Below are 13,146 nucleotides of genomic sequence, written 5' to 3'. Positions count from 1 at the left end.
TGCACCTGTCATGAACCCGAGGCGAGGCCCTCTCGCATCCATCCGGGCGCTGCGGCGGCGTCGATCGCCTCCACTCGCCGATGCTCGACCGACCAGCCGAGCTCGGGATAGGCGACCATCTGCCTTTTCTCATCGGCCTCGGCGATCGGCACTACGACGATCCGCCGATTGACCTTCTGGCGCCAGTTCATCCGCGCGGTATTTTCCTGCCCGACGTAACAGCCCTTGGTAAAGCTCACCCCGTTCAGTTCGGCGGCATTGCATTCGAGCCACAGCACCGCCCCGTCGCCGAGTTCGGCGCGGCCTTCGGCAACACCCAGCGCCAGCCGGTGCGCGCGCCACGCGGCGTCGGCCCCCTCGCCTTCGTCCGCCGGGGCGAGCCAGCGCTGACCGAGCCCGGCCAGCCGCGGATCGGGCGCCCCCAGGTCGCCCGCCGGCGCCCAATGCACCGCGAGACCGAGCTCGATCGCGATCGTGATCGGCCGGCGCAGGCGATAGAGGGTCAGGCGCTTGACCAGCGCCTCTGCCGCATCGCGCTCGCAATCGATCAGCACATCCTCTTCGTCGGCCCAGATCAGGAAATCGAACAGCGCCTTGCCCTGCGCGGTGAGCAGCGCCGCCCAAACGGGCAGATTGCCCGACGTGTCGTTGGTAACGAGACCTTGCAGAAAGCCGCGGACGTCGTCCCCCGACAGACGGAGGAGCGCGCGGTCGTGAAGGGTGGTATTAGCCATGGCGATAATTTAGGGACGCCCCAGCCAAAGCCAAGCCCACCTACGACGAGTCTTTTCGATGACCGACCGCCTGACGATCCGCCGCCCCGACGACTGGCACGTCCATCTGCGCGACGGCGCGATGCTCGAACATGTCGCGCAATATACCGCGCGCCAGTTCGCGCGCGCGATCGTCATGCCGAACCTGTCGCCGCCGGTGACCACCGCCGACGAAGGCCGGGCGTATCGCGACCGCATCAACGCGGCGGTGCCCGCCGGGCTCAACTTCACCCCGCTGATCGTCGCCTATCTGACCGATCACAGCGACGCCGACGAAATGGCGCGCGGCCATGAAGAGGGCGTCTTTACCGCCGCCAAACTCTATCCCGCGCACGCGACCACCGGCAGCGCGCACGGCGTCACCGACGTCGCGAACATCATGGGCGTGCTCGAGAGGATGCAGGACATCGGCATGCCGCTCCTCATCCACGGCGAAGTCACCGACACGCACGTCGACATTTTCGACCGCGAGGCGGTGTTCATCGAACGCACGCTCGCACCGCTGGTAAAGACGCTGCCCGGCCTCAAGATCGTCTTCGAACATATCACCACCGCCGAGGCTGCCCAGTTCGTCGCCGACGCGTCCGCCAATGTCGCCGCGACGGTCACGCCGCAGCATCTCCACATCAACCGCAACGCGATGCTCGTCGGCGGCATTCGTCCGCACGCTTACTGCCTGCCCGTCGCGAAGCGCGAGCATCACCGCCTCGCGGTGCGCGCCGCCGCGACCTCGGGCTCGCCCAAATTTTTCCTCGGCACCGACAGCGCGCCGCACGCGGTGCATACGAAAGAAGCCTCGTGCGGCTGCGCGGGCATTTTCAACGCCCCCTATGCGCTCGAATCCTATATCAAGGCGTTCGACGAGGATGGCGCGCTCGCCCATTTCGAAGGCTTCGCCAGCGAGCATGGCCCGCGCTTCTACGGCCTGCCGCTGAATGAAGGCACGATGACCTTGGAACGCGGCGAGACGCTCGTCCCCGACCGCATCGGCGAAGTCGTCCCCTTCCACGCCGGCGAAACGCTGGGCTGGCGGCTGGTCTGACCCGTCGCCCCCGTGCAGGCGGGGGCCGCTGTCGTTTTACGCAGCCATGGTAGCAGACCGCAAGCGGCCCCCGCCTTCGCGGGGGCGACGCTGATCAAGCCACCTCGATCATCCGCTCGGCGCGCATCTTGCGCAGCATGTCGAAACTGAACACCGCGATGCTCGCCCAGATCAGCACGAAGCAGGCGAGCTGCGCGGGCTTCAGCGGCTCGTGAAAAACGAACAGGCTCAAGAGGAACTGAAGCGTCGGCGCGAGGAACTGGACGAAGCCGAGCGCGGCATAGCTCATCCGCCGCGCCGCGGTGGCAAAGAGCAGCAGCGGCACCGCGGTGACGACGCCGCCCGCCATCAGCAGCAGGCTGACCGTTCCGTCCGATCCGAAGCCGCGCCCGTCGGCCGCCAGCAGATACCAGGCCGAAATCACGATCGACGGCACCAGCAGCACCGTCGTTTCGACTGCCAGCCCGGGAAGCGAGCCCACCGGCACGACCTTGCGGATCAGGCCATAGATGCCGAACGAGAAAGCGAGCGTCAGGCTGATCCACAAGGTATCGAGCGCGCCGGCGAGCAGGATCGTGACGCCGATGCCCGCGATCACGACCGCCAGAAGTTGCAGCTTCGAGAGCCGCTCGCCGAGGAAGATCATGCCGAGCATCACATTGACGAGCGGATTGAGATAATAGCCCAGGCTCGCCGCGAGCACATGGTCGGTGAAGATCGAATAGATATAGACGAGCCAATTCACCGCGATCAGCAGCGCGCTCGCGAGCAGCAGCCGCAGCGTCCGCCAATCCTTGAGCACCGCCAGATATTCGCCGATCTGCCGCCGGAAGAGCATGATCACGAAACAGAGCGGCAGCGACCAGATGATCCGCTGCGCGAGCACCTCGACCGGCGGGACGCTCGCGATCAGCTTGAAGAAGAGCGGGACGAAGCCCCAGATGCCATAGGCCGCGATCGCATAGGGCAGCCCGCCCTCGTTGCTCCCCGCGGGGGCCGGTGTCTGTGCCATGGCTTTTGAGCCTCTAAAGGATTTGGGCTGCTAAAGGATCAGATGATGCCGCCGCCGAGCATCAGGCGAATGACGCCGATGACGATGACGACGATATTGAGGTTCCGCCCGCTCGTCTTGTCCGACATCGCACCGAGCGCGAGCCCGATAACCGCGAAAGGGATGATCACCCAGTTCGCCCAGCCGAGCAGCGGAATGAACGCAAAAACGGCCAGAACCAAGGCGATGGCGCCGATGATGAGCGATCCGATATTGAGCATGGACATGGTTCTCGCACGCCGCCCGCGATGCGGCAAGAGCCTTTCGGTTCGTCGATGGTCGCGCTCGCTTCGTCTTGTTGCCTTGGGTTCATGCAACGCGATCGGGAGCCGGGTCGTTTTCCCCTCGAAGCGCCCGGCCCTGCCCAAGGGACGGAGCGCGGAACCAGGAAAGGACTTAACATGCGTATCTTCACCAAAAGCCTGATCGGCGCGTTCGTCGCCGCTGGCGTCCTCGGCACCACGCCGCTCCACGCCGGCGTGACCACCCCCGCCAAGGCGCCGGGCTATCATGAATTCGAACAGTCGTCGGATTTCTATCGCAAGCGCAAGGATCGCCGCCATTATTCGCGTGACGAGCGCGTCGGCCGCGACACCCGCATCTGGCGCGACAACGACGGCCGTTATCGCTGCAAGAAGGACAATGGAACGACCGGCCTGCTGATCGGCGGCGCCGTCGGCGGCCTCGCAGGCCATGAAATCGCCGGCGGCGGCGACAAGCTGCTCGGCACCGTGCTCGGCGCCGCGGGCGGCGCGCTGCTCGGTCGCGAGATCGACCGCGACAAATATCGCTGCCGCTAAGTGAGACAGAAACCGTCTCGAGTGCGGGTTCGAGACCCCTCCACCCGCACGCGCTGATGGCGAGGGCACCGGTTAACGCCGGTGCCCTCAAGCGTGTGCGCCTTGTCCCCCGGCCGTTCTTGCCCCACAAGCGTCGTCCACCGCTGCGGGAAAGTGACATATCATGCTGAACGGCCCCCTGCTCGTTACCGAGCGTCTGATCCTCCGCCCGCCCGCGGCGGAGGATTTCGACGCCTTCGCCGCGATGTGCGCCGAGGAAGAGACGATGCGGTTCATCGGCGGCGCCTGCCCGCGATCGGCGGCGTGGCGCCAGTGGTGCACGCTCGCGGGCGCCTGGCATATCCGCGGCTTCTCGATGTTCTCGGTGATCGAGCGCGACACCGGCTTATGGGTCGGCCGCCTCGGCCCGTGGGAGCCCGACGGCTGGCCGGCGCCCGAGATCGGCTATGGCGTCAGCGCGCGCTTCGCCGGCAAGGGTTATGCGTTCGAAGGCAGCGTCGCGGCCTGCGATTTCGCGGTCGAATTTCTGAAATGGCCCGAACTGATGCACAGCATCGACCCCGCCAACACCCGCTCGCAAGCGCTCGCCCAGCGCCTCGGCGCGACCAACAGCGGCCCGACCCGCCTCCCCGCCCCGTTCGAGGACGCACCCGTCGACGCCTGGACGCAGAGCGCCGACGCGTGGCGCATCAAACGCAGGGAATTCCAGCCCTGACCGCGGCCGAATATGCAAAAGCGTCTCGCTCCGAGACAGGTTTCGGCCAATAAAGCCCGCGCGTTAACGCATTTTATTTGGGCCTTTTTGACCAGGATCGGGCATTCCCGGTAAAGGATTAAGGGAGTGTTAGCGATGATCTTGCGCGGAAAATGGCTCGTTGCCGGTTTGCTGGTCGCGGCGGCGCCGCTCGGCGGATGCCGCGACAACCCCGATGCCAAGGCCGATCTCGCCCCGCTCGACGACGGGCTGACCAGCGCCGACCCCGCGATCAAGGGCTCGCTCGAAGACAAGATCATGGTCGATCCGGGGCTCACCGGCCAATCGAACCGCAACGCCGTTGGCCCGGGCAACCGGCCGATCGACGGCGGCGTCCCCGGCGTCCGGAGCGGCAAGGCCGCGACCGCCGCCGAAGCCGCCGCGGCGCTCAAGGCGGGCAAGCTGCTGACCGCGCCCCGGGCGCTCCCGATGGAGGCCGGCTGCAACGGCTGCGAGGCGGAGGCCCGCCCGGTCACCATCGGCGCCCTCGCGCGCGATCAGCAAAAGGGCGGCGGCTGCGACGCCAAGCTGACCTACAGCAACGCCTGGGCGAACCGCCTGCCCGCCGCGTTCAAGGTCTACCCGCGGGCGACGCTGCGCGAGGCGGCCGGGATCGCCGGCGGCAAATGCAATATCCGCGTCGTCAATTTCCAGACCGCCGCCTCGATGCAGGCGGTGCTCGACTATTATCACACGATGGCGATCCGCGCCGGCTACACCAGCGACCACCGCGTCAATGGCAACGAGCATATGCTCGGCGGCACCAAGGGCGATCTCGCCTATGTGCTGATGATGCGCCGCGATGGTGGAATGACCGACGTCGACCTCGTCGCCTCGGGCGGCAAATAGGTCAAATCCTCCGACCGCGTGAAAAAGGCCCCGGGGAGAGGGTTCCCGGAGCCTTTTTCCTGGCTTGCATGACGAGCAAGCCGTCCGATCTGAACGGTCAGATCTTGTCGCCGAGCGCGCCCTGGACCTTGCCCTTCAGATTCTGGGCTTCGCCCTTGCGCTCCTGCGCCTCGCCTTCGGCACGCAGACGCTCGTTGTCGGTCGCCTTGCCGGTCGCCTGCTTCACATTGCCGGCGGCTTCGTTCGCGAGGCCTTTGGCTTTTTCGGTGAATTCACCCATGGGGTATCTCCTTGCTTTTAAAGAGGCGGAGGGGACGCGCCTCTTGCCGAACCAACGAGGTGCCGACGCATATGTTCCACTGCTTGAGGCAGACCGTTCGCGAGCGGAGGCGGTCGCCTGCGTCGGCTTTGGGATAGGGGAGCTGACCCACCAAATATTCGTCATTCCCGCGAAGGGGAGGCCACCAATGTTGCCGTGCCCCTCGATACATCCCTCTACATGCACTCGAAAGACGAACGATGCGTAAGTCGACACAGACTGGCCTTGATCGCAGCGTCGCCTCCATCGCTGCCCGATCGCGAGCCAACATGGCCGGACGGCAGCCACGATATTGCGCGCGGCGGAGCACCGGTAGGCCGATCAAAAACCGAAGGCGACCCCGACGCGCCCGCCAGTCGATCCCTTGACGGTCGAACCCGCGATGCCGCCGCTGACATAGACGCGGGGCGTCAGGCGGACGACGGCGGCGCCCGAGAAACCCTGTTCGCCGCGATAGGTCGCGAGGTTGAACGAGATGGAGACGGTGCTGTCGGGGACGATCATCGTACCGCCCAGCGCCATCGCCGTCGCGATCCCGCCGTTCCTGCCGCGCTGGGAGGGGCGTATGGATCGGGGCGAGCATTGCAACGGATTCGAGCGGGGGACAGCGAGCTTCGGCATTTTCCTGAAGCTTCATTCCTGAAGCTTCAGAATTTCTTGAGAAATCCATCAAGACTTTGCGAAACGCCAAGATTAGCTCCTGCCAGAAGAATGGGGTCAGGAGGTCAGAGAGTATGGGCAGCAAGCGCACGACAATTGTCAAATCACCTGCCGATATTAAAATTTACGCTCGATCCGGCATCGTGCACGGGTCGAAAACGTGGACATCCACGCAGGTTCATTCATCGGGCGGCGGCGGTCATATAGGCCCTTATGGCCGGCGTGTGGAGGCCGCAAAGATTTCCAGCAGCAACACGACGCACAATGCTTTCTTCCTCGTCGAAGAGGGAGGCAAAGAGGTTGGGATCGAACTTGCTGATGTCCCGTTCAACGTCCGCGATGGCCACTATGTGACAGCGATCTACGCTGGACACCAGAGCGACGACTGGTGGTGGCTCACGCGCCTGCATAACCACAACGCGGAAAAGTCAGCTACAATGCAGTCGGCTTATCGCAAGATACGGGGCAACCCTAATGTCGTGCTATTTCTTGGCGTCATGGCTCTCGCCATAACGCTCGGCATTCTTGCGCAATCATGGACCTTATTTCTCGTCATCGCCGCCGCTTATACGGGTTACACCCTGCTCGTTGAATCGCCCAAGCTCCGTGCTCTCGACCAAGAATTAGACCGCCAAGCGCGTGAACTCATTAGCGGCAGCGTCCGCGATGCAACGCCATCAAAGGGAGATATGGCATGACTGCGTCCCCACAGGCGGAAAGGAGTAACTCCATGCAGCGCGACGTAAACCGTATCGGCGTTGGCCGTCACATCACCCTGATCGTCGCAGCCGCCTCCTTGGCGGCCTGCGGACAGTCCGAGTTCGCACAGCAAATCGCCGCCGTGTGAAATGAAAGCGCCACGCCCGGCCGGGATTGCAGTTGCATCGCCAAGCAGCTTGATGCCGAATTTCCCGATCGCCTGAAACCCGCCTTCTTCGCGTTGCTCTGGCCGTTAAAGCCGGACCCCGCCGATCGGGATGCGGTCAACGGCGCGATGCTGCGCGCAGCGGGGATCGACCCTGCGGACCGGCAACAGATGAAATCGGCCCAAGCCGAGTTCAGGGATGCCTATTTCCCGCTGCGCGAGCGTCTCCAGGCCGAATGCGGCGGTGATCTGTAACGACTAAAGAGGAAGATAAGGCCATGTATTATACGCGCCACCTCAACCTGCCGCGTCGGGCAGCCATTCTGTGCCTGGCAATGTTAATGACGGCCTGTGGGTCGGAGTCCACCGCTGCGTCCAACACCGCGCAGGGGAACGCGGCTATGAGCGCCGCTGCGTCAGCGCAACCCACAGCCAGGCCGCAGGCCGCGCCAGCCGCTATGGCATTGCCCATCGAACAAGGTATTTACGGCGATGTCGAACGGGGAAGCTGCGTCCGCGCCAGGAGAGCCTTCTTCTATGACGGGACAAATTACGGTTATGTCTCCCCGGCCGAACCGGGCTGGAACGACACCGCATATTTTGAGATCAATCGCATCGCTCGCGTGGGTCCACCAGCACGGGGAAGCGATTTTTACGACTACTACCGTGGATACACCCTTGTCTGGACTACGGAGAATGCAGGAGCCGAAGAGGATATTCTAGGTATAAAAGCGGAAGGGAATGGCCGGATCAGGAGCATCGCGGTTAGTAGCGGGCCCAAAGGAGATATGTTCTCTGAAGAGACATTTCAGAAATGCTCCTTTGCGCAGCTTTCACCCCGGATGCAGGCGGCGATCCGCGCAGAGCGTCCACAATTGGCGGGCGGAACAGCCCCTGCCGGCAGCGCTGGCGGGTCGGCATCGCTTCCAGTTCCTGTGGCGCCCTTCAACATCCGCCCCGGCCACTACATACCGGTTGGAGCGGCCTGCGGCACGACGAGCGATATGATCTTCTACTACGACGGTCGGCGCGCGGGCTGGATCGACCTGTCGCCCTTCGCGGCGAACCGCATGGAGCCTGTCGTAAGCGCACGGCGGCGCGGTGCGGATTGGGTCGTAGACGCCATGACGGGTGAAACCCTGCATGTGCAGGCGGCAGACAAGATCACCGTTGGCGATCCCAATACCGGCGTTGAGACGATGCGATGGTGCCCGGCAAACGAGGTGCGCGCATCGGCGCGGGCAAACTAACCCAAGGGGGAAGAAATATGCCTATTATATCCAACGCAATACGTGCCGGCACGGTCTTTGGCCTTGCGGCCTTCGCGATGACGGCCTGCGGTTCGCAGTCGGCCGCCAGCGACAACGCCGACGCAACCGCTCCGGCGAAAGGAAGCGCTGCAAGCGCTGCCGTCCCGACACAGGCGGCGCAAACTGCCCCTGCCGCCGCGTCGCAGATGGCTTTGCCGATCGCACAGGGCATCTATGCCGATGTTGAATCCGGAGGCTGCGCGAACGCCCCGTATATATTCTTCTATGACGGGACGAATATCGGAAACGTCAGCCAGACGATGGGCGCGGAAGTCCACAAAATCCAGCGCGTGGGGCGCGGCGGCAAAGATGCGGACGCGGATTTTACGGGGTTCATGCGCGTCTGGAAGGCCGACGATGCGGGCGGCGAGGTTCAGGGCGCGAAAGCGACCGGGCCCGGGCGCTTCATATGGCGCGAGGGCAGCCCCAGCGCCCACCGGATGGAGGTGTTCGATACCACCTACCAGAAATGCGCCTTTGCGCAGCTCCCTGCGCAGATGCAGGCGACCGTGCGGCAGCACCGTCCGCAACTGGCAAGCGCCGCCGCTCCGCAGCCGGGTGCCGGCGCGCCGGCGCCCGGCACGGTCGCCACCCTGCCCATCGAGAAGGGGTATTGGGCGATAGACATGAATTGCGCGCAGGCGATCCGCGAAGCCGATCCCAACGGCATCTCCGACGATATACCGTTCACGCTTCTCGATGAGAAAATCGACTACCTCGGGGCGCTCGCGGTCAAACGACAGGAAGCTTTGGGCGGCAACCGCTATCGCCTGCATGGACAGGCATCCTATGGCAATGGCGACCCGATCCCGGTTCCTTCCAGGACGGATATTGTCATCAACAGCCGTACCAGCTTCACCGCCATGTCAAAGGACAGCATGGGCAGTTCCACTACGCGATACACTCATTGCCCGACCGCGCAGATACCCCGCGCCATTCGGGAGATATATGAGGGGTAATAGTCTGCTATCATCGGCAGGCGAACAGATTCGCCGAGCGGTCTCAATCACCATGTCGCGTTGATCGCTTTACGGAATCTCCTAATGACGATGTAAGGGCCAGCATGCGGCGCAAAACCGTCGTCTTTGCCTTTGGACGAGCTTCAAATGACAACTTTGAGCGAGTTATAACAAAGGTGTGCCCGCGACAGCGGGAACCCAGAGCGGGATCAGCCTGCGCACGCTCTGGGTTCCCGCTTTCGCGGGAATGACGATGTAGGCTCACCCGCCTCCCCGAACGACTCAGCTTCAAGCCCGCAACGGCACAACTTTCTTCCGATCGCGCGTGCAGCAACGCCTCATCCCATCCCCTGCACGGTTCGTCAGCCTTGGCGTGGCCCTTGCGCGCTTATACGCGTTCAAGATTCATCCGTTTCAATCATCATTCATCAAGGAGACCCCAAGCGATGCGGAAACTCGCAGGCTTTGTTGCAACTTTCTCTCTCGGCATGGCCGCCGTCGTGGCCGCCCCCGCAATGGCGCAGGACGCCGCCGCGGCGACCGTCGACCTCTCGGTCGGCACCAAGGTTTTCGATTCCGAAGGCACTGAACTCGGCACCGTCACCAGCGCGCAGGGCGCGAACGTCGTCGTCGACCTCGGCGAAGGCAAGCAGGTCACCCTTCCCGCCAATTCCTTCGGCCAGCTCGAAAAGGGCCCGACGATCGGCGCCACGCGGGCGCAGGTCGTCGCCGCGGTCGATCAGGCCGCAGCCGGCAACGAAGCCAAGCTCACCGCCGCGATCCAGCCGGGCGCCGACGTGCGCGGCGTCAATGGCGAAGCCATCCTCGGCAAGGTCAAGCTCGTCGCCGCCGACGGCGTGGTTCTCACCACCCCGACCGGCGACGTGAAACTGCCGCGCACCGCCTTCTTCATCGGCCAGGCCGGTCTCGCGACCAGCTTCACGGCGGAACAGTTCGCCGCCGCGATGCAGCAGGTGAACACCGCCGCCGCCGCCGATGACGCCGCGGTCGCCGCCGCGCTCGTCGCCGGCGCCGACGTCCGCAGCCTCAAGGGCGCGGCCGTGCTCGGCACGGTCAAGTCGGCGAGCGCCGACGCGGTCGTCGTGACGACCCCCGGCGGCGACGACGTCAGCCTGCCGCGCAGCGCCTTCCTGATGTCGCCCGCCGGCCTCGCCGCGGCCTACACCGCCGAGCAGTTCGCCGCCGCCGTCGCGCAGGCGACGGGCGAACCGGCACCGCAGGCCGATGCGGCCGTTGCCGCCGACGCAGCGGCGGAACAGCCGGCCAACTAAGCCGCTTCGCACTTCGGACAAGGGCGCGGGAGCATCGCTTCCGCGCCCTTTTTCGTGCGCGGTCGCCGCGTCCCGCGACCGCCAATCATATCAAAATTATCGCCTTGCGATATCTTTTTTATCGATTATCGATATATCTCGTATCGAGTATCGAAGAGGGATTCGCGATGTTGCAATGGAGCCGCCGGCTGCTCGTGGGGTTGAATATCCTGAACTGGGCCTTCCTCGCGCTGTTCCTGATCACGCTGGTCGCGATCAGCCTGCGGCCCGATCTGGTCCTCGACGCGATCGCCGGCGCCAAGCCCGCGATCGACGGCGGCTATATGCTCGATCTTTTCCGTATCACCCTCCTGCTCTGCATTCCGGTCGCCATCGCCGCGCATGCGATCTTCACCCGGCTGATCGCGATGATCGATGCGACAAAGGCGGGAGCGGCCTTCACCCTCGACAATGCCCGGCGGCTGCGCGCGATCGGCTGGTGGCTGCTCGCGACGCAGGTCATCGACGCGGGCTATGGCTGGCTGTCGTTCGAAATGTCGCGCACCAGCGGCGAGGTGTTCGGCTGGCAGCCCAGCCTCACCGCCTGGCTCGCCGTCCTCCTCCTCTTCATCCTCGCGCGCATCTTCGAACAGGGCGCGGCGATGCGTGAAGAGCTCGAGCAGACGATCTGATGGCAATCCGCATCCAGCTCGACGACATGCTGTGGCGGCGGCGGATGACGCTGACCGAACTCAGCGAGCGCGTCGATATCACTGTCGCCAACCTGTCGGTGCTCAAGACCGGCAAGGCCAAGGCGATCCGCTTCTCGACGCTCGACGCGATCTGCCGCGCGCTCGAATGCCAACCCGGCGACCTGATCGCCTTCGACCCGGAGGAACCGGCCGATGAAGAGTGATATTGCTACCGTCTATCGCAGCGCCTGGGCCTTCGCTTTCGCCTGCCCGCTGCTCTTCCTCATTCCCGTGCTGGTCGAACTCGCGCAGCATATCGTCGAATGGCAAGCGGGCATGTACGACGGCATCGCGGGCGCCAAGGCGGCCGAAGCCGACCCGCTGCGCCTGCAATTCGGTTTCGCGAAGACGCTCGCGCTGCTGCTGCCCGGCTATTGGTTCACGCGCTATATCCTCTTCGGTTTCGACGCGCGGCGCGCCGTGCGCATCGAATGGCCCGCGATCGGCCTGTGGCTCATCCTGTTCGCGCTCAACGGCGTGCAACAATGGTGGACGCTCTTCGGTCCCTCGCTCACCGGCCTGATGGGCCTCTCGGGCACCGCCGCGCAATGGACCGGCTATGCGCTGGCGCTGATCGGCGGCGTCGCCGGCATCTATTTCATGGCATGGACCGTCGCCTGGACGCTCGGCAATACCGCGATCGGCCCGATCCGTTCGGTCCGGATCATGGCGGGCAGCTTCTGGCGCACCGTGCTTCTCCTCCTCGCCGGCGTGCTGCCGCTGATGATCGTTCATTATGCGCTCAGCTTCGGCGCGATCTTCGCCCCCGCGATCCTCGACTGGCCGCTGCTGATCCTCGACGCGCTCGTCGTCGGGCTGCTCGCCCTGACCATGGCCGGCAGCAACGCCATCGCCGCCCGCCACGCCGCCGCGGTCAAGGGCGAAGACTTGCGCCCCGAACCCGCCGTGGCCCGTGGCTTGGCGGGCACGTTGTAACGAGCGTCGGGAAAGACCGTTAGTTACCGCACGATCCTCCTGTGGCGAAGCCATGGGGAGGTGGCAGCGCGTAGCGCTGACGGAGGGGCTATAATGGCGCGAGGTCGCCGCCCCTCCACCATCGCCTACGGCGACGGTCCCCCTCCCCATGCCTACGGCACAGGGAGGATATTTCTTTCCTCGTCATCCTCGTACGAGGCACGTGACTCGTACGACTTGCTCCGGGGTCCATTCGTTCAACGCTGCGAGAATGGATCCCGGATCGAGCCCGGGATGACGGAAGTGAAAATATGCCAAGGTAGCTCACCACCCGTTTCGATCGTTCGCCGCCGATCTGGATCGAATGACCGGAAACGACCGATTGCGGACATCGTAATTTTGTCTAATTTGAAACGATGTCGAAGCCTCAAATTCTTCCAACCATCATCTTGGCGTTGTGCTTGCCGAGCTGCGGAATGGCAGAACATGAAAAAGCCGCTTCTATCGAAGCCGAAGCTTATTTCGATACCTCTGCGGACGCCAAAACATGCGATTGGCTAAAAACGATGCTCGTAGCCAGCGGCGATTTTCAAGCAAAAGATATCGCTGGTTGCGACGGAATAATCGATAGCTCGAATCCGCCCAGTTTCCGGATAGCCCGTGTCAATGGATACTGCCACGAAGCGATATGCGGCAGCGTATTGATGGGATGGTATGCGGTGGAAGAGGAGACAGGCCGAGTTTTCGAGGTCGCAGATGTAGCCGATTGGAAGCTTGGTTCAGAAGTCATACCTGCTAGTTAACGTTTGCTTCCCACCCCTAAACC

At 64.0% G+C, this 13,146-nt stretch carries 17 protein-coding genes; 12 read left to right on the top strand and 5 right to left on the bottom strand.

Annotated elements, in window-relative coordinates; genetic code table 11:
• Nucleotides 1-8: 8 nt before the first annotated feature.
• Nucleotides 9-734: a folate-binding protein gene (locus VFG17_RS13915; protein ID WP_325029985.1), complete on the bottom strand. Its 726-nt coding sequence runs from the start codon at nucleotides 732-734 to the stop codon at nucleotides 9-11.
• A 58-nt stretch (nucleotides 735-792) separates the two neighbouring features.
• Between VFG17_RS13915 and pyrC the strand changes: the two genes are divergently transcribed.
• Nucleotides 793-1,815: a dihydroorotase gene (pyrC, locus tag VFG17_RS13910; RefSeq protein ID WP_325029984.1), complete on the top strand. Its 1,023-nt coding sequence runs from the start codon at nucleotides 793-795 to the stop codon at nucleotides 1,813-1,815.
• 94 nt (nucleotides 1,816-1,909) lie between these two features.
• Here the strand turns inward: pyrC and rarD are convergent, their stop codons facing one another.
• Nucleotides 1,910-2,827, bottom strand: coding sequence for an EamA family transporter RarD (gene rarD, locus VFG17_RS13905; RefSeq protein WP_325029983.1), 918 nt, complete (start codon nucleotides 2,825-2,827; stop codon nucleotides 1,910-1,912).
• Between the two features lie 38 nt (nucleotides 2,828-2,865).
• On the bottom strand, nucleotides 2,866-3,087 hold the full coding sequence (locus VFG17_RS13900; protein ID WP_136174006.1) for a hypothetical protein: 222 nt from the start codon (nucleotides 3,085-3,087) through the stop codon (nucleotides 2,866-2,868).
• Nucleotides 3,088-3,267: 180 nt separating this feature from the next.
• Here VFG17_RS13900 and VFG17_RS13895 point away from each other — a divergent pair, with 180 nt between their 5' ends.
• The 3 genes from VFG17_RS13895 (at nucleotide 3,268) to VFG17_RS13885 (ending at nucleotide 5,269) form a co-directional block, all read left to right on the top strand.
• A complete protein-coding gene (locus VFG17_RS13895) occupies nucleotides 3,268-3,666 on the top strand; it encodes a glycine zipper 2TM domain-containing protein (protein WP_325029982.1) in 399 nt (132 codons plus the stop codon).
• Between the two features lie 163 nt (nucleotides 3,667-3,829).
• On the top strand, nucleotides 3,830-4,381 hold the full coding sequence (locus VFG17_RS13890; protein ID WP_325029981.1) for a GNAT family N-acetyltransferase: 552 nt from the start codon (nucleotides 3,830-3,832) through the stop codon (nucleotides 4,379-4,381).
• A gap of 135 nt (nucleotides 4,382-4,516) precedes the next feature.
• On the top strand, nucleotides 4,517-5,269 hold the full coding sequence (locus VFG17_RS13885) for a hypothetical protein (protein ID WP_325030728.1): 753 nt from the start codon (nucleotides 4,517-4,519) through the stop codon (nucleotides 5,267-5,269).
• Between the two features lie 97 nt (nucleotides 5,270-5,366).
• Here VFG17_RS13885 and VFG17_RS13880 read toward each other — a convergent pair whose 3' ends face one another.
• Nucleotides 5,367-5,549, bottom strand: a complete 183-nt coding sequence (locus VFG17_RS13880) for a CsbD family protein (protein WP_325029980.1) — start codon at nucleotides 5,547-5,549, stop codon at nucleotides 5,367-5,369.
• 360 nt (nucleotides 5,550-5,909) lie between these two features.
• A complete protein-coding gene (locus VFG17_RS13875; RefSeq protein WP_325029979.1) occupies nucleotides 5,910-6,110 on the bottom strand; it encodes a YadA-like family protein in 201 nt (66 codons plus the stop codon).
• A 212-nt stretch (nucleotides 6,111-6,322) separates the two neighbouring features.
• Between VFG17_RS13875 and VFG17_RS13870 the strand changes: the two genes are divergently transcribed.
• From VFG17_RS13870 to VFG17_RS13835, 8 genes are all read left to right on the top strand, one after another.
• Entirely contained in the window at nucleotides 6,323-6,946 is a 624-nt protein-coding gene (locus tag VFG17_RS13870) for a hypothetical protein (RefSeq protein ID WP_325029978.1), read from the top strand.
• A 445-nt stretch (nucleotides 6,947-7,391) separates the two neighbouring features.
• The gene (locus tag VFG17_RS13865) at nucleotides 7,392-8,363 is read left to right on the top strand and encodes a hypothetical protein (RefSeq protein ID WP_325029977.1); all 972 of its coding nucleotides are present in this window, start codon (nucleotides 7,392-7,394) and stop codon (nucleotides 8,361-8,363) included.
• Nucleotides 8,318-9,382 (top strand): hypothetical protein, encoded by a 1,065-nt coding sequence (locus VFG17_RS13860; RefSeq protein WP_325029976.1) that lies wholly within the window; start codon nucleotides 8,318-8,320, stop codon nucleotides 9,380-9,382. Before VFG17_RS13865 ends, VFG17_RS13860 begins: the two co-directional genes overlap by 46 nt.
• A 446-nt stretch (nucleotides 9,383-9,828) precedes the next feature.
• A complete protein-coding gene (locus tag VFG17_RS13855; protein WP_325029975.1) occupies nucleotides 9,829-10,674 on the top strand; it encodes a PRC-barrel domain-containing protein in 846 nt (281 codons plus the stop codon).
• Between the two features lie 167 nt (nucleotides 10,675-10,841).
• The gene (locus VFG17_RS13850; RefSeq protein ID WP_325029974.1) at nucleotides 10,842-11,345 is read left to right on the top strand and encodes a DUF2975 domain-containing protein; all 504 of its coding nucleotides are present in this window, start codon (nucleotides 10,842-10,844) and stop codon (nucleotides 11,343-11,345) included.
• Entirely contained in the window at nucleotides 11,345-11,569 is a 225-nt protein-coding gene (locus VFG17_RS13845) for a helix-turn-helix transcriptional regulator (protein ID WP_325029973.1), read from the top strand. The genes VFG17_RS13850 and VFG17_RS13845 overlap by 1 nt, the downstream gene beginning before the upstream one ends.
• Nucleotides 11,559-12,341, top strand: coding sequence for a hypothetical protein (locus VFG17_RS13840; protein ID WP_325029972.1), 783 nt, complete (start codon nucleotides 11,559-11,561; stop codon nucleotides 12,339-12,341). Before VFG17_RS13845 ends, VFG17_RS13840 begins: the two co-directional genes overlap by 11 nt.
• Nucleotides 12,342-12,796: 455 nt before the next feature.
• Nucleotides 12,797-13,123 (top strand): hypothetical protein, encoded by a 327-nt coding sequence (locus VFG17_RS13835; RefSeq protein ID WP_325029971.1) that lies wholly within the window; start codon nucleotides 12,797-12,799, stop codon nucleotides 13,121-13,123.
• Nucleotides 13,124-13,146 lie beyond the last annotated feature (23 nt).

It is taken from the genome of Sphingopyxis sp., from assembly GCF_035686825.1.
Lineage (GTDB): Bacteria > Pseudomonadota > Alphaproteobacteria > Sphingomonadales > Sphingomonadaceae > Sphingopyxis.
Note: the sequence above shows the minus strand (reverse complement) of the source record. Positions and strands in the feature narration are given on the sequence as shown.